This is a genomic window from Pseudomonas sp. BF-RE-25, from assembly GCF_019956105.1.
Lineage (GTDB): Bacteria > Pseudomonadota > Gammaproteobacteria > Pseudomonadales > Pseudomonadaceae > Aquipseudomonas > Aquipseudomonas migulae.
On sequence record NZ_JAHBDB010000029.1, the window covers coordinates 24,094 to 46,119 of the forward strand.

Annotated in this window: 17 protein-coding genes; all 17 read right to left on the reverse strand. The window is 60.4% G+C overall.

Annotated elements, in window-relative coordinates; genetic code table 11:
- Window positions 1-186 precede the first annotated feature (186 nt).
- The 17 genes from mdoH to hutC all read right to left on the reverse strand — a co-directional run bounded on the left by mdoH (window position 187) and on the right by hutC (window position 21,931).
- A complete protein-coding gene (mdoH, locus tag KGB24_RS14745) occupies window positions 187-2,757 on the reverse strand; it encodes a glucans biosynthesis glucosyltransferase MdoH (protein WP_032832668.1) in 2,571 nt (856 codons plus the stop codon).
- Window positions 2,750-4,567: a glucan biosynthesis protein G gene (locus tag KGB24_RS14750; protein ID WP_008025247.1), complete on the reverse strand. Its 1,818-nt coding sequence runs from the start codon at window positions 4,565-4,567 to the stop codon at window positions 2,750-2,752. The genes mdoH and KGB24_RS14750 overlap by 8 nt, the downstream gene beginning before the upstream one ends.
- Window positions 4,568-4,888: 321 nt before the next feature.
- Entirely contained in the window at window positions 4,889-5,326 is a 438-nt protein-coding gene (dtd, locus tag KGB24_RS14755; RefSeq protein WP_008025248.1) for a D-aminoacyl-tRNA deacylase, read from the reverse strand.
- Window positions 5,323-6,294 carry a prolyl aminopeptidase gene (gene pip, locus KGB24_RS14760; RefSeq protein ID WP_223415495.1) on the reverse strand — a complete coding sequence of 324 codons (972 nt, stop codon included), beginning with the start codon at window positions 6,292-6,294 and terminating at the stop codon, window positions 5,323-5,325. Before pip ends, dtd begins: the two co-directional genes overlap by 4 nt.
- A gap of 104 nt (window positions 6,295-6,398) precedes the next feature.
- Window positions 6,399-7,328, reverse strand: a complete 930-nt coding sequence (locus tag KGB24_RS14765) for an alpha/beta hydrolase (protein WP_223415494.1) — start codon at window positions 7,326-7,328, stop codon at window positions 6,399-6,401.
- A 146-nt stretch (window positions 7,329-7,474) separates the two neighbouring features.
- Window positions 7,475-8,422 carry a choline ABC transporter substrate-binding protein gene (locus KGB24_RS14770; protein WP_223415493.1) on the reverse strand — a complete coding sequence of 316 codons (948 nt, stop codon included), beginning with the start codon at window positions 8,420-8,422 and terminating at the stop codon, window positions 7,475-7,477.
- Between the two features lie 276 nt (window positions 8,423-8,698).
- Complete coding sequence (gene hutG / locus KGB24_RS14775; RefSeq protein ID WP_223415492.1) at window positions 8,699-9,502, reverse strand: N-formylglutamate deformylase; 804 nt, start codon at window positions 9,500-9,502, stop codon at window positions 8,699-8,701.
- A 10-nt stretch (window positions 9,503-9,512) separates the two neighbouring features.
- The gene (hutI, locus tag KGB24_RS14780; protein ID WP_008025259.1) at window positions 9,513-10,718 is read right to left on the reverse strand and encodes an imidazolonepropionase; all 1,206 of its coding nucleotides are present in this window, start codon (window positions 10,716-10,718) and stop codon (window positions 9,513-9,515) included.
- A gap of 87 nt (window positions 10,719-10,805) precedes the next feature.
- Window positions 10,806-12,338 carry a histidine ammonia-lyase gene (gene hutH / locus KGB24_RS14785; RefSeq protein ID WP_223415491.1) on the reverse strand — a complete coding sequence of 511 codons (1,533 nt, stop codon included), beginning with the start codon at window positions 12,336-12,338 and terminating at the stop codon, window positions 10,806-10,808.
- A gap of 131 nt (window positions 12,339-12,469) precedes the next feature.
- Window positions 12,470-13,993: a histidine ammonia-lyase gene (gene hutH, locus KGB24_RS14790; protein WP_223415490.1), complete on the reverse strand. Its 1,524-nt coding sequence runs from the start codon at window positions 13,991-13,993 to the stop codon at window positions 12,470-12,472.
- A 127-nt stretch (window positions 13,994-14,120) separates the two neighbouring features.
- Window positions 14,121-14,951, reverse strand: coding sequence for a glycine betaine/L-proline ABC transporter ATP-binding protein (locus tag KGB24_RS14795; protein ID WP_008036590.1), 831 nt, complete (start codon window positions 14,949-14,951; stop codon window positions 14,121-14,123).
- A complete protein-coding gene (locus tag KGB24_RS14800; protein ID WP_008025264.1) occupies window positions 14,948-15,799 on the reverse strand; it encodes an ABC transporter permease in 852 nt (283 codons plus the stop codon). Before KGB24_RS14800 ends, KGB24_RS14795 begins: the two co-directional genes overlap by 4 nt.
- A 70-nt stretch (window positions 15,800-15,869) precedes the next feature.
- Entirely contained in the window at window positions 15,870-16,838 is a 969-nt protein-coding gene (locus KGB24_RS14805) for an ABC transporter substrate-binding protein (RefSeq protein ID WP_008025265.1), read from the reverse strand.
- Window positions 16,839-16,907: 69 nt separating this feature from the next.
- Entirely contained in the window at window positions 16,908-18,377 is a 1,470-nt protein-coding gene (locus KGB24_RS14810) for a purine-cytosine permease family protein (protein WP_223415489.1), read from the reverse strand.
- 144 nt (window positions 18,378-18,521) lie between these two features.
- Window positions 18,522-20,210 (reverse strand): urocanate hydratase, encoded by a 1,689-nt coding sequence (hutU, locus tag KGB24_RS14815; RefSeq protein WP_192226835.1) that lies wholly within the window; start codon window positions 20,208-20,210, stop codon window positions 18,522-18,524.
- Between the two features lie 444 nt (window positions 20,211-20,654).
- Window positions 20,655-21,224, reverse strand: a complete 570-nt coding sequence (locus KGB24_RS14820) for a HutD family protein (protein WP_223415488.1) — start codon at window positions 21,222-21,224, stop codon at window positions 20,655-20,657.
- Window positions 21,221-21,931: a histidine utilization repressor gene (gene hutC, locus KGB24_RS14825; RefSeq protein ID WP_172435301.1), complete on the reverse strand. Its 711-nt coding sequence runs from the start codon at window positions 21,929-21,931 to the stop codon at window positions 21,221-21,223. The genes KGB24_RS14820 and hutC overlap by 4 nt, the downstream gene beginning before the upstream one ends.
- Between the last annotated feature and the right edge of the window lie 95 nt (window positions 21,932-22,026).

Sequence of the window (22,026 nt, forward strand, 5' to 3'; positions counted from 1 at the left end):
TTCATGTCCCCAAAACCAGTGCGTTATGAGGCGCGCAAACGGCGGCTCCCCTCAGGAAACGCATCGATACGGACAAAAATTATCCGGGCGCACCAATTCGGGGACGGATGCTAACGTACTCGCTCGTTTGCACAAGTGTTTGGGAACGATGAGGCAAAAAAAACCCCGCTTTCGCGGGGTTCTTTATTATGCCAACTGCGGTTGCGCACTCAGCGGCTTGAGCGGCAGCAACGGCGCATGGGGATCGGATTTCACCGATTTGCGCCAGGCTTCCAGCCACTCGGGATGACCTTCGCTCCAGACCTGCTCATGCAAACGAGCCAGTGCGACCGGGTCGCTCAGCAGTTGCACACGCTCATTGTTGTTCAGACCGTCAGGCCCGACTTTCAATGCATGGCGAACTCGTTCGATCCGCAGCCATTCGATTGGCTCGGCCTGACCGTGGCGCGATGTCGCCAGCGAGCACGCCAAAGCGTTCTGCTGTGGATCGACCACCGACCGGATGAAGCCGTCTTTCAGCGCATGCCAACGGTTTTCATGGGTGTACTGGTCAGTTGCCAGCAACGCCTGTGGCGGATTGTATTCCTCAGGGATCAGGAACAGGCTCTCGTCACGGGACTTCAGGCCCAGGCCGACACGGCTGGAGATCACGGAAACCGGGATCGACAGCATCAACGAACCGACGATCGGCACCAGCCACCAGAGGAAGCTCGGGTTCAGCCAGATCACCAACAGGGCCCAGAAGAAGCCCAGCAGGGTTTGCGGACCGTGGCGCTTGACTGCTTCGCTCCATGGCGTGGAGTCGTCGTCACGTTGCGGCGAGTTCCAGGTCGCGGCCCAGCCGAGGAACGCGGCGAGTACGAAACGGGTGTGGAAAATCATCCGCACCGGCGCCAGCAACATGGAGAACAACATCTCCAGCAGCATCGACAGGGTCACCTTGAACTTGCCACCGAACTCTTTCGCGCCCTTGGCCCAGATCAGGATGATGCTCAACAGCTTCGGCAGGAACAGCAGCACGATAGTGGTCGAGAACAGCGCGATGGCCTTGTCCGGGTGCCATTGTGGCCACAGCGGGTAGAGCTGACGCGGTTCAAGGAAGTACTGCGGCTCCATCAGCGTGTTGACCGCCAGCAGCGCCGTCGACAGCACGAGGAAGAAGAACCACAACGGCGCCGACAGGTAAGACATCACGCCGGTGAGGAACACCGCACGGTGAACCGGGTGCATGCCCTTGACCAGGAACAGGCGGAAGTTCATCAGGTTACCGTGGCACCAGCGACGGTCACGCTTGAGTTCATCCAGCAGGTTCGGCGGCAATTCTTCGTAGCTGCCCGGCAAGTCGTAGGCAATCCACACGCCCCAACCGGCACGGCGCATCAGCGCTGCTTCAACGAAGTCGTGGGACAGAATCGCGCCGGCGAACGCGCCTTTACCGGGCAACGGCGCCAGGGCGCAGTGCTCGATGAACGGCTTCATGCGGATAATCGCGTTGTGGCCCCAATAGTGCGATTCGCCCAACTGCCAGAAGTGCAGACCGGCGGTAAACAGCGGACCGTACACGCGAGTCGCAAACTGCTGCATGCGTGCATAAAGAGTGTCCATGCCCGACGCACGCGGCGCGGTCTGGATGATCCCGGCGTCCGGCGTGGCCTCCATCAGGCGCACCAGACTGGTCAGACATTCGCCGCTCATCACGGAGTCAGCGTCGAGCACGACCATGTACTTGTAGTCGCCGCCCCAGCGACGGCAGAAGTCGTCGAGGTTGCCGCTTTTGCGTTTTACGCGACGGCGACGGCGGCGATAGAAGATCTTGCCGAAACCCTTGGCTTCGCGGCAGACGTCCAGCCAGGCTTGCTGTTCAGCAACGCAGATGTCGGCATCGTTACTGTCGCTGAGGACGAAGAAGTCGAAGCGGTCCAGGTCACCCGTGGCAGCGACCGACTCGAACGTCGCGCGCAGACCGGCAAACACCCGTGGCACGTCTTCGTTGCAGATCGGCATCACCAGTGCGGTGCGCGCGTCTTTGGGAATCGGCTCGTTGCCGGCACTTTTACCGGAGATGCGGTATTTATCGTGACCGGTGAGCAACTCGAGGAAGCCCATCAGTGCGGTCCAGAAACCGGCCGAGACCCAGCAGAACAGAATCCCGAACATGATCAGGATGGTGGTCTGCAGCGCATACGGCAGCACTTGCGTGACGGTTTGCAGGAGCGGCTGATGCAGCACTTCGTTGAGGTCGACGAACGACCAGCCCTGGTACGGCATGATGCCTTTCATGTACCAGCCGGCAACAATGGTTTGACCGAGCATCAGTACCAGCAAGATGTAACGGCGGATCGAACCCACGGTGCGCCAGCGGGCCGCCGGCAGCACGTTCTCGTCTTTCGGCGGAGCCGGCGGATTGGTGCGACCGGTCAGACGCCGCCAGCCACGCACCAGAATATTGGTGCGCCAAGGCTCCGGCACGACTTTGGTCCGGCGGATCGGCGGGGTTGCCTTGAGGCAAACACGACCGCTGGCGTCGAGCACCAGCATTTCCGCTTCTTCCAGCTCTTCAGCGGTGCTCAGGGTCAAACGACGGCCGACCGAGGCTTGAGCCGCCTCGACCGGTGCATCGAACGTCGAGGACGACAGACGCTCGTGAAGTTCGCTGAACGACTTGCAGCCCGCGAGTTCCGCGCGCTGCTCGTCGGTCATCGGCAGATGCGCCAGATACTCGGCAAGAGTTTCTGGCTGAACTTGAGAATTACTCATCGGCAGGCAACTGATAGCTCCAGGTCTCGGTCAGGACTTCTTCAGTCGGTGCCGATTCCGGTGTGGCTGGGGCCGCGTCGGCAGCGACAGGCTGCTTGGCGTCTTTGTTGTTCGCCTTGTCCTTGGCATCTGCAACTGGCTTGGCTTCGGCCTGCTTGGCCTCGGCGGCCTTCGCGTCCTTGTCCGCTTTCTCCGCTTGCTTGGCGGCCACTTTGTCGGCCTTGGCAACGGAAGAGGTGGACGATGGGATCGAAGTCTTGGCCAGATCGGCAGGCACGATGTTCTGCACCAGTGCGGCACGCATCTCGGTGGACTTGCCCGGATCCTTGATCTTCATGCGCAGGGTCAGGCGCCAGCCCTTGGTTTCAGGGTTGTAGCGCACGCTGTTCTCGACCAGCTCGGCATTATCACCCACGCTGACCTGGCTGCGAACGTCTGAATCGGCCGGCAACGCCGCGAGGGACGGGCCTTCGAAATCCACCAGATAGGCAACGCTGCCGTCCGGCTGACGAATCAGGTTGGACTGCTTGACGTCGCCGGTGGAGCGCAAGGTCTGTTTGACCCAGGCGCTGTCCGGAGCGTGAATCGCCGCTTCGTCCATGGTCCAGTGCAGGCGGTAGCCGAATTCCAGCGGCTGACCAGGCTCAGGCAGTTTTTCCGGGCTCCAGAAGGCAACGATGTTGTCGTTGGTTTCATCGGCAGTCGGAATTTCGACCAGGTCGACAGAACCCTTGCCCCAATCGCCTTTTGGCTCGATCCAGGCACTTGGGCGCTTGTCGTAGCGGTCGTCGAGGTCTTCGTAGTGGCTGAAGTCACGGCCACGTTGCAGCAAGCCGAAACCGCGCGGGTTCTCGATCGAGAAGTTGCTCACCGCCAGGTGTTTCGGGTTGTTCAGCGGACGCCAGATCCACTCGCCGTTGCCGGCATGGATCGACAGGCCGCTGGAATCGTGCAGTTCGCGGCGGTAGTTCAGCACTTTCGACGGCTGGTTGGCGCCGAACAGGAACATGCTGGTCAGCGGCGCAACGCCAAGCTTGGTGACCTTGTCACGCAGGAACATCTGCGCCTTGACGTCGACAATGGTGTCGCTGCCCGGACGCAGGGTCAGGCGATAGGCACCGGTGGCGCGTGGCGAATCCAGCAGCGCGAAGATCACCAGGTGCTTGTCGCCCGGCTTCGGCTGTTGAATCCAGAACTCACGGAAGCGCGGGAATTCTTCGCCGGACGGCAACGCGGTATCGATTGCCAGGCCGCGAGCGGACAAGCCATACGTGTGCCCCTTGCCGACAACGCGGAAGTAACTCGCGCCCAGCATGGTCATGATTTCGTCTTGCTTGTCGGCCTTGTTGATCGGGTACAGCACACGGAAACCGGCATAACCCAGTTGTTCGGTGGCTTTAGGATCGAATTTCAGGTCGCCGAAATCGAAACGAGACGGATCGTATTTGATCTCTTCGACGGTGTTGGCCGTGATTTCGTTGATTTTCACCGGAGTATCGAAATGCATACCCTGGTGATAGAACGAAAGCTTGAACGGGGTTTTCTGATCGGCCCATTCGGCTTTTTCGGTCAGGAAACGAATTTTTTGATAGTCCGCGAATTTCATCTCACGGAATTCGTTCGGCAGGTTACTGCGCGGGGCTTCGAATTTCTGCCCGGCCAGCTCTTTTGCCTTGACCGATACATCATCCAGATTGAATGCCCAAAGCTGGCCGGCGCTGAACAGGCAGAGCAGTGCAGAACCCGCTACCAGTGCGCTTCGTAGCCGTTTGGCTGACAATCTTGGTGCATTACAGGGACTAACAATCACGAGCAACCCTCGCCGAAAACAGATCAAAAAACCAACGGCCAGTTAAAGGGCCTGTGAGGTAAACGGGATGAAAAATCCGTCCCTACAGACCACTCTTGCCAAGTTGGCGAGCATTGTTCCGACTCCTATGGGGCTAAATGATTCCCCAACAGGCCCAGGACAAGTCTCTACCTAAGTCAAAACGGACCAACGAACGCTGATCCCCGTAGCGCGCGATTATCTAGTAGGCCGCGTTACAACGCATCAGGCGCAACAAAGTATTTCTCGCGAAAAACCCCTGTTTTCAGTGAAAAAGCGCTTAAAAACTTGTTTCAAGCGCTTTCAGGTCTGTAACAGGAAGGTTACCGGGCCATCATTGACCAGGTGCACCTGCATATCCGCGCCGAATCTACCTGATGCCACTGTGCCATGCACCTGTTTCGCTTTCTCTAATAGATAGTCGAAAAGCTCCTCGCCCAGCGCAGGAGGGGCAGCGGTTGAAAAACTCGGGCGCAACCCGTTTTTGGTGTCGGCGGCCAGGGTGAACTGAGAGACCAGCAGCAACCCGCCCCCGACATCCGCCAGGGACAGATTCATCTTGCCCTCGGCGTCACTGAACACACGATAGTTAAGCAGCTTATGCAGAAGTTTGTCGGCGCTGGCCCGAGTGTCCTCGGGCTCGACCGCCACCAGTACCAGCAAACCCTGATCGACGGCACCGACCACCTCCCCCGCTACCTCGACGCGCGCGCCACGCACGCGCTGCAACAGGCCCTTCATGCTTCTGCTGGGGACAGGTCAAGCAGGCGCCGGGCCATCTGATCGGCGGCGCGCACCAAGGCATCGGTAATGCCGGGTTCGGAGGCGGCATGCCCGGCATCACGGATGACCTGCAGTTCACTGTTCGGCCAGTTCTGATGCAGCTCCCAGGCGTTATCCAGCGGGCAAATCACGTCGTAGCGACCGTGAACGATCACGCCCGGCAGGTGGGCGATCTTGCCCATGTCGCGGATCAACTGATTCTGCTCAAGGAACGCATTGTTAGTGAAGTAGTGACATTCGATGCGCGCGATGGACAACGCCCGTTGCGGCTCGGAGAAACGATCGACCACCAACGGGTTCGGACGCAAGGTCGCGGTCCGCCCTTCCCAGGTAGACCAGGCTTTGGCCGCGTGCATCTGGGCGATCTGATCGTTGCCGGTCAGGCGCTTGTGGAAAGCGCCGAGCAAGTCTTCGCGCTCATCCAGCGGGATCGGCGCAATGTAGTCTTGCCAGTAATCAGGGAACAGACGACTGGCGCCCGCCTGATAGAACCACTCGATTTCCTGCGGACGGCAGAGAAAAATCCCGCGCAGGATCAGACCGTGCACACGCTCCGGATGGGTTTGCGCGTAGGCCAGCGCCAGGGTCGACCCCCACGAGCCGCCGAACAGCACCCATTTATCGATGCCCAGATGCTGGCGAATCCGCTCAAGGTCGGCGACCAGATCCCAGGTGGTGTTGTTTTCCAGGCTGGCGTGGGGCGTGGAGCGACCACAACCGCGCTGGTCGAAGGTGACGATGCGATACAGGTTCGGATCAAAAAAGCAGCGACTCTGTGCATCACACCCGGCACCGGGGCCGCCGTGGATGAACACCACCGGCAAACCTTCCGGTGAACCGCTTTCGTCTACATACAGGGTGTGGGTTTCATCGACAGCCAGATCGTGCCGGGCGTGGGGTTTGATCTGCGGGTACAAAGTCTGCATTGCGCGCTCCGTAAGGGGTCGAGGTCATCCCTGGGGGGACTTCTATTATTCTGCCGTTGGGCATCATAAACCCGATTTACGTCAATGAGCATGTCCATGCAGAGTCAGAGTTTTGCCACCCGTTTTTTTGCCAAATAGCCGAGCAGCGTTTCGTAGAGCGCATCGACCTCCGCGACCTGACCCCGCGCCCGCAGACAGCCATGAACCAGCCCTTCCCCGTAATAAAGCGTCGCGGCCACGCCCGCAGCGTTCAGGCGCTCGGCGTACAGCACGCCGTCATCGCGTAACGGGTCGAACTGCGCCACCGCGATCAATGCCGGCGGCAATCCACGCAAATCCCCGGCGAGCAACGGCATGGCATAGGTGCCAGGCGTTTGAGTGCCGCGCAAATACAAGGCGTGATAACAATCCACGTCACTGCTGCTGAGCAGAGGAGCGTCGCTGCATTCACTGCGTGAAGGCAAACGGTGATCGCCACCGAGGCCGGGATAGATCAGCACTTGCGCCGCCGGCAGTGGTTCACCCGCATCGCGCAGTGCCAGGCACAGCGCGGCGGCGAGATTGCCACCGGCGCTGTCACCCGCCACCAGCGTACGTGCGGGGTCCAGCTGAAACGGCCCGGTGCGCAGCGCTCGCCAGACCTTCAGGCAGTCATCGAACGCCGCTGGAAACGGATACTCCGGCGCCAGACGATAATCGACCGCGATCACCAACACGCCGAGCGTCGACGCCAGCTCGGCGCAGATGAAGTCGTGGGAATCCAGATCCCCCACCACCCAACCGCCGCCGTGCAGATACACAATGCACGGGCTACCGTCGGTCGATGGCAAAGCTGCGGGCTGATAGGACCGAATCGGTACACCGGCCAATACAAAATCCACCACGTATAGCCCGGCGGGACGCGGCGGGGTGAACGCCCGGCACATCTCGCTGTAGGCCTGGCGCAGTCCGGCGAGGCTGGTGTCGGTGGCGTTGAAGCTGACGGTTTTTTCGACGAATGCCGTCATCTCGTCAGAAAGGGGATAAGTTTCCATGGACCTGCCGCCGAGGATTTGTGAGGAGTGGGATAACCCTGTGGGAGCGAGCCTGCTCGCGATGGCGGTGGGTCAGCCAACAACAATGCTGACTGACACTCCGCCATCGCGAGCAGGCTCACTCCTACAGGGGTTTTGCGTTACGGTCAGTTTTTCAGGCTGGCCTGGACGGTTGCAACACCATCCTTGCCATCAAAACTGCTGACACCGGCCAACCAGCGCTGCAGGTCTTGCGGATGATCACGCAGCCACTGTTTGGCCACGTCCTGCGGCGTCTTGCGCTCCATGATCGGCACCATCAGCTGGCTTTCCTGAGCAGCGGTGAAGGTCAGGTTTTCCAGCAAACGGTTCACGTTCGGGCAACGCTCGGCGTAGTCCGGGGACGTCACGGTGGAGACCGTCGCCGCGCCTTCGTTCGGCCCGTAAACGTCTTCGCTGCCGGTCAGGTAGGCGATTTTCATGTTGATGTTCATCGGGTGCGGCGTCCAGCCGACGAACACCACGAACTCCTTGCGGTTCACCGCCCGTTGCACAGCGGCAAGCATGCCGGCCTCACCGGACTCGATCAGTTTGAAATCCTTCAAGCCGAACTGATTGGACTCGATCATGGTTTTGATCGTGGTGTTGGCGCCACTGCCCGGCTCGATGCCGTAGATTTTGCCGCCGAGCTGGTCCTTGAACCTGGCGATATCGGCGAAGGTTTTCAGCCCGGCCTCGGCCACGTATTCCGGCACGGCAAGGGTTGCCTGGGCGTCGGCCAGGCTCGGTTTTTCCAGGACCTTCACTTGATTGGCGGCCAGGAACGGCGCGATGTTCTTGTCCATCGCCGGTTTCCAGTAACCGAGGAAGATGTCCAGGCGCTTGTCGCGGATGCCGGCGAAGATGATTTGCTGCACGGCGCTGGTTTGCTTGCTTTCGTAGCCAAGGCCGTTGAGCAGCACGTCGGCCATGCCGCTGGTGGCGATGACGTCGGTCCAGTTGACCACACCCATGCGCACGGCTTTGCAGGAAGCGTCGTCACTGGCCAAGACAGGGGTGCTCAGGAGAGCGGTACCGCAGAGGATTGAGAGACAGCAGGTCAACAGTCTTTTCATTGGGAATGATCTCGTGCGGCAGAATTATTATGGGTCCGGTGTCTTGATGCACCGTGTCCAGAACATTACGCAGCAGTGAGAGACCAAAAGCGAACTGTAGCGACCGAGATTTGCACAGTGGCGACTGTGAGGCAGCACTTTCGAATGAACACCACCCCGTGTAGGAGCGAGCTTGCTCGCGAAAAACCTATGGGCAACGCGTTTATTCAGGCAGCACGCGTTATCGTTAACGTCCATCGCGAGCAAGCTCGCTCCTACAGGGTTTTGCGCCAGGCTTCAGGGGCTGTAGTGTTTTTGGCCCCAGGTCAGCAGCCCTTGCAGCAACTCCTTGAGCACCACTTGTGTCGGCTCTGCCAGGTCCGGGCGATAACGGAACGGCTCGAACTCTTCCATGTACGTGCACTGGCCCAACTCCAGTTGCACGGCGTGGATGTTTTGCGCCGGATTGCCATAGTGCCGGGTGATGTGGCCGCCCTTGAAGCGCCCGTTCAGCACATGGCTGTAATCGGTGTGCCTGGCGCAGATCGCTTCCAGTTGAGTCGCCAACTGTGGATCGCAACTGGCGCCGTTGAACGTGCCGAGGTTGAAGTCCGGCAGCTTACCGTCGAACAGGTGCGGGATGATCGAGCGGATCGAGTGCGCATCAAACAGCAATGCATAGCCGAATTCGGCTTTCATACGAGCCAGCTCGTTCTGCAACGTGCTGTGATACGGCGTCCAGACCTGCTCCAGATACGTCGCGCGCTCAGCCATCGACGGTTCCATGCCTTCACGGAACAACGGAATGCCGTCGAACAGCGTCGCCGGGTACAGACCGGTCGTGGCGCCGACATACAAAGGTTTGTCGTCGGACGGTCGGTTCAGGTCGATGACAAACCGCGAGTACTCGGCAGCCAGAGTGCTGGCGCCCAGTTCGGCAGCGAATTCGTAGAGTTTCGGGATGTGCCAGTCGGTGTCCGGCAAGCTTTTCGCGTCGGGGATCAACCCGGCTTCAACCGCCGGGGTCAGGCGCACGCCGGCGTGGGGCATGCTGATCAGCAGCGGCACGCGGCCTTGTTTGAAGTTCAGAACCTTATCCACAACTGCTCTCCTAAACGCTTGTTTCGACGCCGTGACGCACGACGCGTTTTTCCAGGTCACCGCCCAGCCAGTACGACAGGTCGGCGGGACGATCGATTTGCCAGGCGACGAAGTCAGCGACCTTGCCGGCTTCCAGCGAACCATGGGTGTCGGCCATGCCCAGCGCGGTGGCGGCATGAATCGTCGCACCGGCCAGGGCTTCTTCCGGGGTCATGCGGAAACAGGTGCAAGCCATGTTCAGCATCAAGCGCAGCGACAGCGCCGGTGACGTGCCGGGGTTGAGGTCGCTGGCGATGGCGATTTTCACCCCGTGTTTGCGCAACGCCTCCATTGGCGGCAATTGGGTTTCGCGCAGGAAGTAGAACGCGCCGGGCAACAACACGGCGACCGTGCCGGACGCGGCCATGGCGATGGCGTCTTCTTCGGTCATGAATTCTAGGTGATCGGCGGACAGAGCGTGATAACGCGCCGCCAGGCTCGAACCGTGCAGCGACGACAGTTGCTCGGCATGCAGCTTCACCGGCAAGCCCAGTTTTTGCGCAGTGACGAACACCCGCTCGACCTGTGCCGGCGAGAACGCCAGGTATTCGCAAAACGCGTCCACCGCATCCACCAGCCCTTCGGCGGCCAGGGCCGGGAGCATCTCGGCGCAGATGTGATCGATGTAGTCGTCGGCGCGATCCTTGTATTCCGGCGGCAAGGCGTGGGCCGCCAGGCAGGTGCTGCGCACGCTGATCGGCAGTTCCGCCCCGAGACGGCGGGCCACGCGCAGCATCTTGCGTTCGTTGGCCAGGTCGAGGCCGTAGCCGGATTTGATTTCGATGCTGGTCACGCCATCGCGCATCAAACTCTTCAGCCGCTTGGCGGCGCTGGCGAACAACTCGTCTTCACTGGCCGCCCGCGTGGCGCGCACGGTGCTGGCGATGCCGCCGCCGGCCGCGGCGATTTCCGCATAGCTGACGCCTTGCAGACGCTGTTCGAATTCACCGCTGCGGTTACCGCCGAACACCGTGTGGGTGTGGCAGTCGATCAGGCCCGGCGTAACCCAGGCCCCGTTCAAATCGTTGACGGCCGGGTATTCACCCGCCGGCAGTTCAGCACGTGGGCCGATCCACTCAATGTGCGCACCGGACGTCACGATGGCCGCGTCCTCGATGATCGAGTAGACGCCTTGCGCCATGGTTGCGACGTGGCAGTGTTGCCAGAGAGTTTTCATCCCGTAATCTCCACAATGTTCAAAATCGGTTCGCGGGCAAGCCTCGCTCCTACAATGTAGGAGCGAGGCTTGCCCGCGAAGAAGCCATCACAGACTAGGCAGCAACTTCGCCGATACCAGTTCATTCAGGCAACGCGTCGCCAACAACTCGCTGGCCGCATTGATATCCGGCGCAAAGAAGCGGTCCTTCTCATAGAACGGCACTTCTTTACGCAGAATCGCCCGAGCCTTTTCCAGTTTCGGCGAGGTCTTCAGACCGTCGCGCAGGTCCAGGCCTTGAGCGGCGGCCAGCCATTCCACCGCGAGGATGCCACGGGTGTTCTCGGCCATTTCCCACAGACGCTTGCCGGCAGCCGGAGCCATCGACACGTGGTCTTCCTGGTTGGCGGAGGTTGGCAGGCTGTCCACCGAATGCGGATGGGACAACGCCTTGTTCTCGCTGGCGAGTGCCGCAGCGGTCACCTGGGCGATCATGAAACCGGAGTTCACGCCGCCATTGGCCACCAGGAACGGCGGCAGTTGCGACATGTGCTTGTCCATCATCAGCGAGATGCGGCGTTCGCTCAGCGAGCCGATTTCAGCGATGGCCAGGGCCATGTTGTCGGCGGCCATCGCGACAGGTTCGGCGTGGAAGTTACCGCCAGAGATCACGTCACCTTCAGCAGCGAACACCAGCGGGTTATCCGAAACGGCGTTGGCTTCGACGGCGAGCACTTCGGCAGCCTGACGGAACTGGGTCAGGCAGGCGCCCATGACTTGCGGCTGGCAGCGCAGGGAGTACGGGTCCTGGACCTTTTCGCAGTTCTCGTGCGAATCGGACACTTCACTGCGCTCGCCCAGCAAGTCGCGGTAAGCGGCAGCGGCGTCGATCTGGCCTTTCTGGCCACGGGCAGCGTGGATACGGGCGTCGAACGGCGAGCGCGAACCCAGCACCGCTTCAACGGTCAGGCCGCCCAGGGCCAGGGCGCCCGCGAACAGATCTTCACCTTCGAACAGACCGCGCAATGCGTAAGCGGTGGACACCTGAGTACCGTTGAGCAGCGCCAGGCCTTCTTTCGCGGCCAGGGTCAGCGGGGTCAGACCGGCGACTTTCAGCGCTTCGGTCGCTTCCATCCACTCGCCTTTGTAACGAGCCTTGCCTTCACCCAGCAGCACCAGCGACATGTGGGCCAATGGCGCCAGGTCGCCGGAGGCACCGACCGAACCTTTCAATGGAATGTGCGGGTAAACCTCGGCGTTGATCAGGGCGATCAGCGCGTCGATGACCACGCGACGAATACCGGAGAAGCCACGGCTCAGGCTGTTGACCTTGAGCACCATGACCAGACGCACCAACGCGTCGCTGATCGGCTCGCCGACGCCGGCAGCGTGGGACAGCACCAGCGAGCGCTGCAGGTTTTCCAGGTCTTCGCTGGCGATGCGGGTCGAGGCCAGCAGGCCGAAACCGGTGTTGATGCCGTAAGCGGTGCGGTTCTCGGCGAGGATCTGTTCCACGCAGGCAACGCTGGCTTCGATCTGGGCAGCAGCGCTGTTATCGAGGGTGATTTTGACCGGTTGCTGATAGACATCACGCAGTTGGGCAAGGCTCAGTTGGCCGGGGATCAGGTTTAGTGCAGTCATTTTGTGCTCCTTTTGAGAGTTTTTATTCTTCATAAACGAAGAAGACTCACCAGACGCTCCGGAGATATCCGTTGTCCGTCGCGACTCGCTTTTTGGGAGCCGCGCCTTGGCACGTTGGTGTTGTGTGGAAATCAGTTCAGATTCGGTAAAGCCTTGTGCAGCAAATTCGAGTCTTTCAATACGCTGGCAGCGGCGGCGATGTCCGGTGCAAGCCAGCGATCCTGGTCGTAGGCCGGAACACGCTCACGCAGCAGACGCCACGCCGCATCGGTGCCGGCGCCGAAGCGTTGCTCTTTGAGGAACTCAAAAGCCTGGGCCGCCAGCAGGTACTCGATGGCGAGGATCTGCGTGCAGTTTTCCAGCGCGCGATGCAGCTTCAGCGCGGCGTTGGTGCCCATGCTCAGGTGGTCTTCCTGCAAGCCGGAAGTGACGTAGTTGTCGAGCACCGCCGGTTGCGCCAACTGGCGGTTTTCCGCACACAGCGAAGCGGCGACGTATTGCACGATCATCATCCCGGAGTTCACCCCCGGATTGGCCACCAGGAACGCCGGCAGACCGCTGACGTGCGGGTTGATCAAACGGTCCAGACGTCGTTCGGCGATGGAGCCGATTTCGGCCATGGCGATGGCCAGCAAATCAGCTGCCAGGGCCACGGACTGACCGTGCGGGTTGGCTTGGGACATGACGCGGAAGTTGTCCGGTGTGCCCAGCAGCAACGGGTTGTCGGTGCAGCCGTTAAGCTCGGTTTCGATCTGTTGAATCGCGTGGGTCAGTTGATCCCGTGCGGCGCCGTGGACTTGCGGGATCGACCGGATGCTCAGCGCATCCTGCGTACGAATGCCTTTGCTGCTGGCAATCACTTCGCTGCCATCGAGCAGCGCCCGCAGGTTGATCCCGACCTGTTGCATGCCCGGATGCGGTTTGAGCGCGATGATCTCGGCGTCGAACGCAGCGATCTGGCCACGCTGGGCTTCGAAGCTCATGGCACTGATCACGTCGGCCCACTGCAGCAGGCGCGTCGCATCGGCAATCGCCAGGCAGCTGAGGCCGCTCATGCACGGCGTACCGTTGACCAGGCACAAACCGTCCTTGGCGCCGAGTTGAACAGGTTGCAGGCCTTCTTCAGCCAGCGCCTGTTGAGCGGAAACAATCTGCCCGCGATAGCTGACATTGCCGACACCCAGCAGTGCGATGCCGATGTGCGCCATGTGGGTCAGGTAACCGACCGAACCCTGGGACGGCACTTGCGGGGTGATGCCCCGATTGAGCAGCGCCAGCAAGGCTTCGACCACTTGCCGGTGAATGCCGGATTTGCCCTGGGAGTAGTTGCGGATCGCTGCACACATGATCGCGCGGGTCTGCTCGTCGGCCAGTGGAGCGCCGACGCCACAGGCATGGCTGAGCAAGGTGTTGCGCGACAGTTGGCTGAGCTGTTCGTCTTTGAGCGAAACGTTGCAAAGCGCGCCCAGACCGGTGTTGACGCCATAGGCGCGTTCGCCGCTGGTGACGATGCGCTGGACGATCGCCTGGGCATTGTCGATGCGTGCCCAGGTCTGGGCCGACAGCTCGAGTTGTGCGCCGTGACGGGCTACCGCGACCACATCCTGCCAACGCAGCGGGGCATCGGCGATAACGATTTTTTCAGCCTGGGACATCATTAACCTCAACCGTACAACCTGAATATTGATGCAGCTTCACCGGCGCCTTCGCGGGCAAGCCTCGCTCCTACAGGTGTGGGAGCGAGCCTGCTCGCGATGGGGCCGGCACAAACGCCGCAAACCTTTAAACCACCGCCGCCCGCCGCTGTACGAACCGGTCGACATACTCATCCGCCGGCGAATGCAGGATCTCTCGCGGGGTGCCGACCTGAATCAGGCGGCCATCCTTGAGGATCGCGATGCGGTTGCCGATGCGCACGGCCTCGTCGAGGTCGTGGGTAATGAAGACGATGGTCTTGTGCAGGGTCTTTTGCAGCTCCAGCAACTGGTCCTGCATCTCGGCGCGAATCAGCGGATCGAGCGCACTGAAGGCTTCGTCCATCAGGATGATGTCGGTGTCCGCCGCCAACGCACGTGCCAGGCCCACACGCTGACGCATGCCGCCCGAAAGCTGATGCGGGTATTTGTTTTCGTAGCCCTTGAGGCCCACGGTGTTGATCCAGTGCAGCGCGCGTTCGGTGCACATCTGCTTGCTCTCGCCGCGCACTTTCAGGCCGTAGGCGACGTTGTCCACCACGGTCTTGTGCGGCAACAGGCCGAAGCTCTGGAACACCATGCTGATCTTGCGACGACGAAATTCGCGCAGGGCTTCCATGTCGTATTGCAGGATGTCCACGCCATCCACCAGGATCGCGCCGCTGGTCGGGTCGATCAGGCGGTTGAAGTGGCGCACCAGGGTCGATTTACCAGAACCGGACAGGCCCATGATCACGAAGATCTCGCCGCTACCGATGCTCAACGACAGGTCGTTCACACCGACCACGCAGCCGGTTTCGGCCAGCACCTGATCCTTGGTCTTGCCCTGGCCGATCATGCCCAGCGCTTCCTTGGAGCGGTTACCGAAAATCTTGAAGACGTTTTTGACTTCGATCTTGCTGATGGCTGCGTTGCTCATTTGCTCACCTCATGCCGTGCACGACCGTACGCCTGTGTAATGCGGTCGATCACCACTGCCAGAATCACGATCGCCAGACCGGCTTCAAGGCCGCGTCCGACGTTGAGGGTCTGAATCCCCACCAACACATCTTCACCCAGGCCACGGGCACCGATCATCGAGGCAATTACCACCATCGACAGGGCCATCATGGTGGTCTGGTTGATCCCGGCCATGATGCTCGGCAGGGCCAGCGGCAATTGCACGCCAAACAGTTGCTGCCAGCGGTTGGCACCGAAGGCGTTGATCGCTTCCATCACTTCACCGTCGACCTGGCGGATGCCCAGATCAGTCAGGCGGATCAGCGGCGGCGCGGCGTAGATCACGGTGGCGAAAATCGCCGGGACCTTGCCCAGGCCGAACAGCATCAGCACCGGGATCAGGTACACGAAGCTCGGCATGGTCTGCATGATGTCCAGCAACGGCATCAGCACCGAACGCAGGCGATTGCTGCGTGCCGAGAGAATGCCCAGCGGAATGCCGATCAGCACCGAAATGACCGTCGCGACCATCATCAGCGCGAGGGTCTGCATCAGCTTGTCCCAGAGGCCGACCGCGCCCACCAGGAACAGCAAACCGACGATCACGGAGGTGGTCACGACCTTGCGGGTCGCGTGCCAGGCAACGCCCGCCACGATTGCCAGCATCAGCCACCAGGGCGCCGCACGCAGCAGCCCTTCAAGATTGACGATGGCCCACAACAGGGTGTCGGAGATGCTGCGGAACACATCGCCGTAGTTGGTGACCAGCGAATCGACCCAACCGTTGACCCAGTCGGCGATGGAAAAGGTAAAGCTTTCGGGAAACATAAGAGACTCTCAATCAAGGGGTTGCGATCAAGCATCCGACTGCCGCTGACGGCAGTCGGAAAAGCTCAACCTACAAGGCCGCGTCGATCTTTTTGGCTGCGTCTTCGCTCACCCATGCGTGCCAGACTTCAGGATGTTCCTTCAAGAAGATCTTGGCCAGTTTTGGCGACTCGATCCGCTCTTTGGCCATACGCCCGAGGTTCTGGTTCAGCAGGTCGATCGGCAGGTTGACCTTTTCCAGCACGGCCACCAGTTCCGGGGCTTGCTCGTGGAAGGTCTTGGACAGGCCGACCTTGATGGTCACGCGCTTGTCCACGCCCGGCTTCTCTTCGAGTTTCACCAGGTCAACCTGACCCATCAGCGGCGTTGGCGACCAGTAGTAGAACAGGATCGGCTCGCCACGCTTGTAGCTCGACAGCACTGCGGCATCCAGTGCCGGGCCGGTGCCCGGACGGAAGTTGGTGTAGCTGCTTTCCAGGCCGTAGCTTTTCAGCATTTCGCTGTTGTCCAGCTCACAGGTCCAGCCCGCCGGGCAGTTGTAGAAACGGCCCTTGGCGGGTTCTTCGGCGTCCTTGAACACGGCGGCATACTTGCCCAGGTCGGCAATGTTTTTCAGGTCCGGCGCCTTGGCTTCCAGTTTGCGCTTGGCGTCGCCTTCGATCACGTAGCGCGGCACGTACCAGCCTTCGACTGCGCCCACGACTGGTGCGCCGACACCGACGACTTTGCCGGCCTTCTCGGCCTTGTTCCAGACTTCGCTGCGGCCGACCCACTCTTCGGCAAACACTTGAATGTCGTTGCTGCTCAGGGCGTTTTCCATGGTGATGGAGTTGCCCGGCAGGCTGTCGGTCTTGCAGTCGTAGCCTTTCTCCAGCACGACTTGCAGCACGTCGGTCAGGAGCATGGCGCTTTCCCAGTTCAGGCCGGCGAATTTCACCGGTTTGCCCGATTCGCACCAACCGGCTGCCTGAGTGGCGCCGGCGCTGGCCAGCAGGCCCATAGAAAGCAATGTGGTCAGCAGGGTCTTGTTCGATTTCATTGTTGTGACGCTCCTAATCATGAATTGGCTTACGGCAGTCAAGAGGCATCCAGCCCTGTCCACGTCCAATCAGGCCTGCGCCGCAGCGCGACCGACATTCAGCTTTTGTTCGGTAATAACGTCCCGCTCGACCGGCAGGATCAGTTGATCGGGCACTGTGCCGTGCCATTTTTTTGCACACACGTAATACAGGGCGGCGGGAATCACCAGGCCGATGATCCAGGAGATATCCACATCACCCAGAGCGGCCACCAGCGGACCTGTATAGAACTTGCTGGAGATGAACGGCAGCTGCACCAGCACACCGAAAACATAGACGCTGATACCCAGAAAGTTCCAACGACCGTAACGACCGTTCGGATCGGACAGCGCCGGCACGTCGTAGCGCTCACGGGTGATGCAGTAGTAGTCCACCAGGTTGATCGCGCTCCATGGGGTAAAGAACGCCAGCAAGAACAGGATGAAGGACTTGAACGCACCGAGGAACGAGTGCTGACCGAGCAACGCCATCAGGGTCGCCGTACCCACGATGACCAGCACAAACAGCAGACGCTGCAAGCGCGTTACTTTCAGGTCACCACGGAAACCGCTGATGATGGTCGCGATGCACATGAAGCTGCCGTAGGAGTTCAGCGTGGAGATGGTGACCTTGCCGAACGCGATGCTGAAGTACAGCAGCGCAGCGGTGGCACCGGTACCACCCAGACCCACGATGTAGGCCACTTCGTGACCGGCGAATTGCCCATTGGCCGAAGCGGCGGCAAACACGCCCAGGATCATCGCCACCTGCGCGCCAATGACCGAACCTGCACCCGCGGCGAAAAAGGTTTTCACCGAGGAAGTCTTGCTCGGCAAGTAGCGTGAATAGTCAGCCACGTAAGGACCGAAGGCGATCTGCCAGGACGCCGCGAGCGACACCGCCAGCAGGAAGCTGCTCCAGCTGAAGTGGCGGATTTGCAGGAGTGCGCCAACGTCAGTCTGGCTCATCAAACGACTGAACAGGTAAACGAAGGCAATCACACCAATGACGCTGGCAATACGGCCAATCCAATGGATCACCCGATAGCCCAGCACCGTGACCAGCACGATGACACTGGCGAAGATGAGGATACCGACGGTGTCACTGACGCCAAACAACTGGCCCAGCGCCTGGCCGGACAGCACGGTACCCGTTGCGGTGAAGCCCAGGTACATCAGGCACACCAGCACGATCGGGATCGCCGCGCCATAAACGCCAAACTGCACACGGCTGGAGATCATCTGCGGCAGGCCAAGCTTGGGCCCTTGCGCAGCGTGCAGCGCCATCACCCCGCCGCCGAGCAGTTGACCGATCAACAGACCGATCAACGACCAGAACACGTCACCGCCCAGCACCACGGCCAGGGCCCCGGTGACAATCGCGGTGATTTGCAGGTTGGCACCCATCCACAGCGTGAACTGACTGAACAGACGACCGTGTCTTTCCGCTTCCGGGATGTAGTCGATCGAACGTTTCTCGATCAACGGTTTGCTGCCTGCACGATCGTTGTTAACAGCCATGATTCAACCTCTGTGGATTGTTCTTCCGGGTTGGTATATCCCCCTGTAGGAGCGAGGCTTGCCCGCGAACCGCGGTGGGTCAGTAAAGACGCCTTCGCGGGCAAGCCTCGCTCCTACAGGTTTTGCGTAGTGCCGAAGGCTGTTTTATTTACCGGTAATCATCGGCAGGTTCAGCCCTTGTTCCTTGGCGCAGTCGATCGCGATCTGGTAACCCGCATCGGCGTGACGCATAACGCCGGTGGCCGGGTCGTTGTGCAGAACGCGGGCAATACGCTCGGCCGCTTCGTCAGTGCCGTCGCAGACAATCACCATGCCGGAATGCTGGGAGAAGCCCATGCCGACGCCGCCGCCGTGATGCAGGGAAACCCAGGTCGCGCCGCTCGCGGTGTTGAGCAAGGCGTTGAGCAGTGGCCAGTCGGACACGGCATCGGAACCGTCTTGCATCGACTCGGTTTCGCGGTTCGGGCTCGACACCGAACCGGAGTCCAGGTGGTCGCGACCGATCACGATTGGCGCGGACAATTCACCGCTGCGTACCATTTCGTTGAACGCCAGACCAAGCTTGGCGCGCAGACCCAGGCCAACCCAGCAGATACGTGCCGGCAGACCCTGGAAGCTGATGCGCTCGCGCGCCATGTCCAGCCAGTTGTGCAGGTGGGCGTCGTCCGGGATCAGTTCTTTGACCTTGGCGTCGGTTTTGTAGATGTCTTCGGCGTTGCCCGACAGTGCAGCCCAACGGAACGGGCCGATGCCACGGCAGAACAGCGGACGGATGTAAGCCGGTACGAAGCCTGGGAAGTCGAATGCGTTTTCCACGCCTTCTTCCTGGGCCATCTGACGGATGTTGTTGCCGTAGTCGAAAGTCGGGATGCCCATTTTCTGGAAATCCAGCATCGCTTTAACGTGTACGGCCATCGATTGCTTGGCGGCTTTCACCACGGCAGCAGGCTCGGTCTTGGCACGAGCGCGGTACTCTTCCCAGGTCCAGCCGGCCGGCAGGTAACCGTTGAGCGGGTCGTGGGCGCTGGTCTGGTCGGTGACCATGTCCGGGCGCACACCGCGGCGTACCAGTTCCGGCAGGATTTCAGCGGCGTTACCCAGCAGGGCGATGGAAATCGCTTTGCCTTCCTTGGTGTATTTCTCGATGCGAGCCAGAGCGTCGTCGAGGTCTTTGGCTTGCTCGTCGACGTAGCGGCTGTTCAAACGGAAGTCGATGCTGACCTGTTGGCATTCGATGTTCAGCGAGCAAGCGCCGGCCAAAGTTGCAGCCAGAGGTTGAGCGCCGCCCATGCCGCCCAGGCCTGCGGTCAGGACCCAACGACCTTTGAGGTCATCGTTGTAGTGCTGGCGACCGGCTTCGACGAAGGTTTCGTAGGTGCCTTGAACGATGCCCTGGCTGCCGATGTAGATCCAGCTGCCGGCGGTCATCTGGCCGTACATGGCCAGGCCTTTGGCGTCGAGTTCGTTGAAGTGTTCCCAGCTCGCCCAGTGTGGCACCAGGTTGGAGTTGGCGATCAGTACGCGCGGGGCGTTGCTGTGGGTCTTGAACACGCCGACCGGCTTGCCGGATTGCACCAGCAGGGTCTCGTCTTCGTTCAGGTTGGTCAGGCTTTCGACAATCTTGTCGTAGCATTCCCAGTTACGCGCCGCACGACCGATACCACCGTAAACCACCAGCTCTTTAGGGTTCTCGGCGACTTCCGGGTCGAGGTTGTTCATCAGCATGCGCAGCGGCGCTTCGGTCAGCCAGCTCTTGGCGGTCAGCTTATTACCGCGGGCGGCACGGATTTCAACGTCACGAAACTTAGTAGGTTTCTGGGTATTGTCAGTCACGAAAAAGACTCCTCAGCGATCAATTCAAACCAACCCTGGCGGTGGGCAAGCCAGCCTGTGCGCGTCAACGCGACACAAGCGAATCAGTGGACGCTGCGGAGAGTCTCGATCGACTCATACGCATACGTCTTTACTTGTACATACAAGCATATGCAATCAAGCGGCCAACTTGTTGGATGGGTGTTCAAGAAAAATTGTTTAGGGGCTGAGAAGCCTGTAGATCAAGGGTTCTGCGGGAGATGAAATTTTTCGGGGGGATTTTTCGAAGGGGTGATGGCTTGTTACTTGAGCGGGGTTTTGCGCCACGCTGGGGCGTTCGGTAACAAGTTGGTGCGCGATGGGAAACGCGTTCAAGTAGCGAAAAGCTTCGCGGGCAAGCCTCGCTCCTACAGGGGATCTGCGGTCCACTGTAGGAGCGAGGCTTGCCCGCGAAAGGAATTTGGATCAGCGTGCAGTCAGCTCGACCACACAGCACGGGCCGACACTGAAGACTTCCAGCAGGCCATTATTACCGTCGAGTTGCAGGCAGTCATGGCGACCCAATTGCTGGGTGTTGTTACCGACCTGCACTGCCAGCGCCTCGCCGACACTGAACACCAACACCGTGCCCGCCGAACTGAAAAACCGTTGCTCACCGTCCAGCCACTGCAACCGTGCGCTGTAACGCTGCGGCGCATAAATCAGGTTGAAATCGCGAATTGGCCCGCCGAGCAGTGTGCAGGCAACGTGGCTCTCACCGCTGAAGGCAAACGGGTCCAGCGGTAACAACGGCCGCGTGTTCTGGCCATCAACCGACAAGGTCATGCCGTCGCCTTGCAGCACGGTGATGATGCGCTCGTAACCGGCGAAGGTGGAAAACCCGCCCGACTCACCAATATCGGCAATCGACAGGCGCCAACCGAAACCATCCAGGCCAGTACCCGCATCGCGAGTGATTTCTTCAGTGCTGCCGCCGCCGTTTTTCCACGGCATGCGCGGGTAATCAACGGCACGTAAAACCTTTATCCGACTCATTTATGAAACCGACCTTCCAAACGATGACGAGAACCAGGGTGGATCAAACGGGCGGCGGTCACTGGCTGACGGCCAGACCAGGTGCGGCGACGAATCAGCAGGCACGGCTCGCCTTTCTCAATCTGCAGCAACTTGCACTCGCTGGCCTCGGCCAGAATCGCCTCGACCACATGTTCGCCTTCGGTCAGCGGCGCGACCTGGTTCAGATAGGCGTAAGGCGTTTGCAGGGTGAAGTCCTGCTTGAGATAGTCCGGGGCGACCAGCGCGTTGACGAAACGGTCTTCGATTTGCACCGGAATATCGTTTTCGAAATGCACGATCAGCGAGTGGAAGACTTTTTGACCTTCACGCATGTCCAGCGCCAGGGCGCGCTCGGAACCGGCGGCCTCTTCTTCAAGGGTAATGACCTTGCAGGTATGGCGATGGCCACGGGAGGCGATTTCGTCGGCGATGTTGTGCACTTCGAACAGCGCGGACTGGCTTTTCGGTTCGGCGACGAACGTGCCGACGCCTTGCATACGCACCAACAGACCGTCGGCAGTCATCTCGCGCAACGCGCGGTTGATGGTCATGCGGCTGAAACCGAGTTGGCTGACCAGCTCGCTTTCCGACGGAACGCGGTAGTGCGGCGGCCAGTTTCCACTGTCGATTTGCTGGGTGATCATCTGTTTGACGCGGGCGTACAAGGGCGCCGGACTGTCGCCCATGTTCGCGGCCAACGGTGACACTGCAGGCGGAGTCGGCACGGTTAATCCTTGTTCGTTGAAGAGAGGTTGCTAGCTTGCCGGAGTTTACCGGGCAG

What these genes read in the sequence shown, in the direction of transcription:
- hutC (WP_172435301.1), bottom strand. Translation starts at nt 21,931, where the DNA reads ATGGGCGACAGTCCGGCGCCCTTGTACGCCCGCGTCAAACAGATGATC.
- KGB24_RS14820 (WP_223415488.1), bottom strand. Translation starts at nt 21,224, where the DNA reads ATGAGTCGGATAAAGGTTTTACGTGCCGTTGATTACCCGCGCATGCCG.
- hutH (WP_223415491.1), bottom strand. Translation starts at nt 12,338, where the DNA reads ATGACTGCACTAAACCTGATCCCCGGCCAACTGAGCCTTGCCCAACTG.
- KGB24_RS14805 (WP_008025265.1), bottom strand. Translation starts at nt 16,838, where the DNA reads ATGAAATCGAACAAGACCCTGCTGACCACATTGCTTTCTATGGGCCTG.
- pip (WP_223415495.1), bottom strand. Translation starts at nt 6,294, where the DNA reads ATGCAGACTTTGTACCCGCAGATCAAACCCCACGCCCGGCACGATCTG.
- KGB24_RS14770 (WP_223415493.1), bottom strand. Translation starts at nt 8,422, where the DNA reads ATGAAAAGACTGTTGACCTGCTGTCTCTCAATCCTCTGCGGTACCGCT.
- KGB24_RS14765 (WP_223415494.1), bottom strand. Translation starts at nt 7,328, where the DNA reads ATGGAAACTTATCCCCTTTCTGACGAGATGACGGCATTCGTCGAAAAA.
- KGB24_RS14810 (WP_223415489.1), bottom strand. Translation starts at nt 18,377, where the DNA reads ATGGCTGTTAACAACGATCGTGCAGGCAGCAAACCGTTGATCGAGAAA.
- dtd (WP_008025248.1), bottom strand. Translation starts at nt 5,326, where the DNA reads ATGAAGGGCCTGTTGCAGCGCGTGCGTGGCGCGCGCGTCGAGGTAGCG.
- KGB24_RS14795 (WP_008036590.1), bottom strand. Translation starts at nt 14,951, where the DNA reads ATGAGCAACGCAGCCATCAGCAAGATCGAAGTCAAAAACGTCTTCAAG.
- mdoH (WP_032832668.1), bottom strand. Translation starts at nt 2,757, where the DNA reads ATGAGTAATTCTCAAGTTCAGCCAGAAACTCTTGCCGAGTATCTGGCG.
- KGB24_RS14800 (WP_008025264.1), bottom strand. Translation starts at nt 15,799, where the DNA reads ATGTTTCCCGAAAGCTTTACCTTTTCCATCGCCGACTGGGTCAACGGT.
- hutI (WP_008025259.1), bottom strand. Translation starts at nt 10,718, where the DNA reads ATGAAAACTCTCTGGCAACACTGCCACGTCGCAACCATGGCGCAAGGC.
- hutH (WP_223415490.1), bottom strand. Translation starts at nt 13,993, where the DNA reads ATGTCCCAGGCTGAAAAAATCGTTATCGCCGATGCCCCGCTGCGTTGG.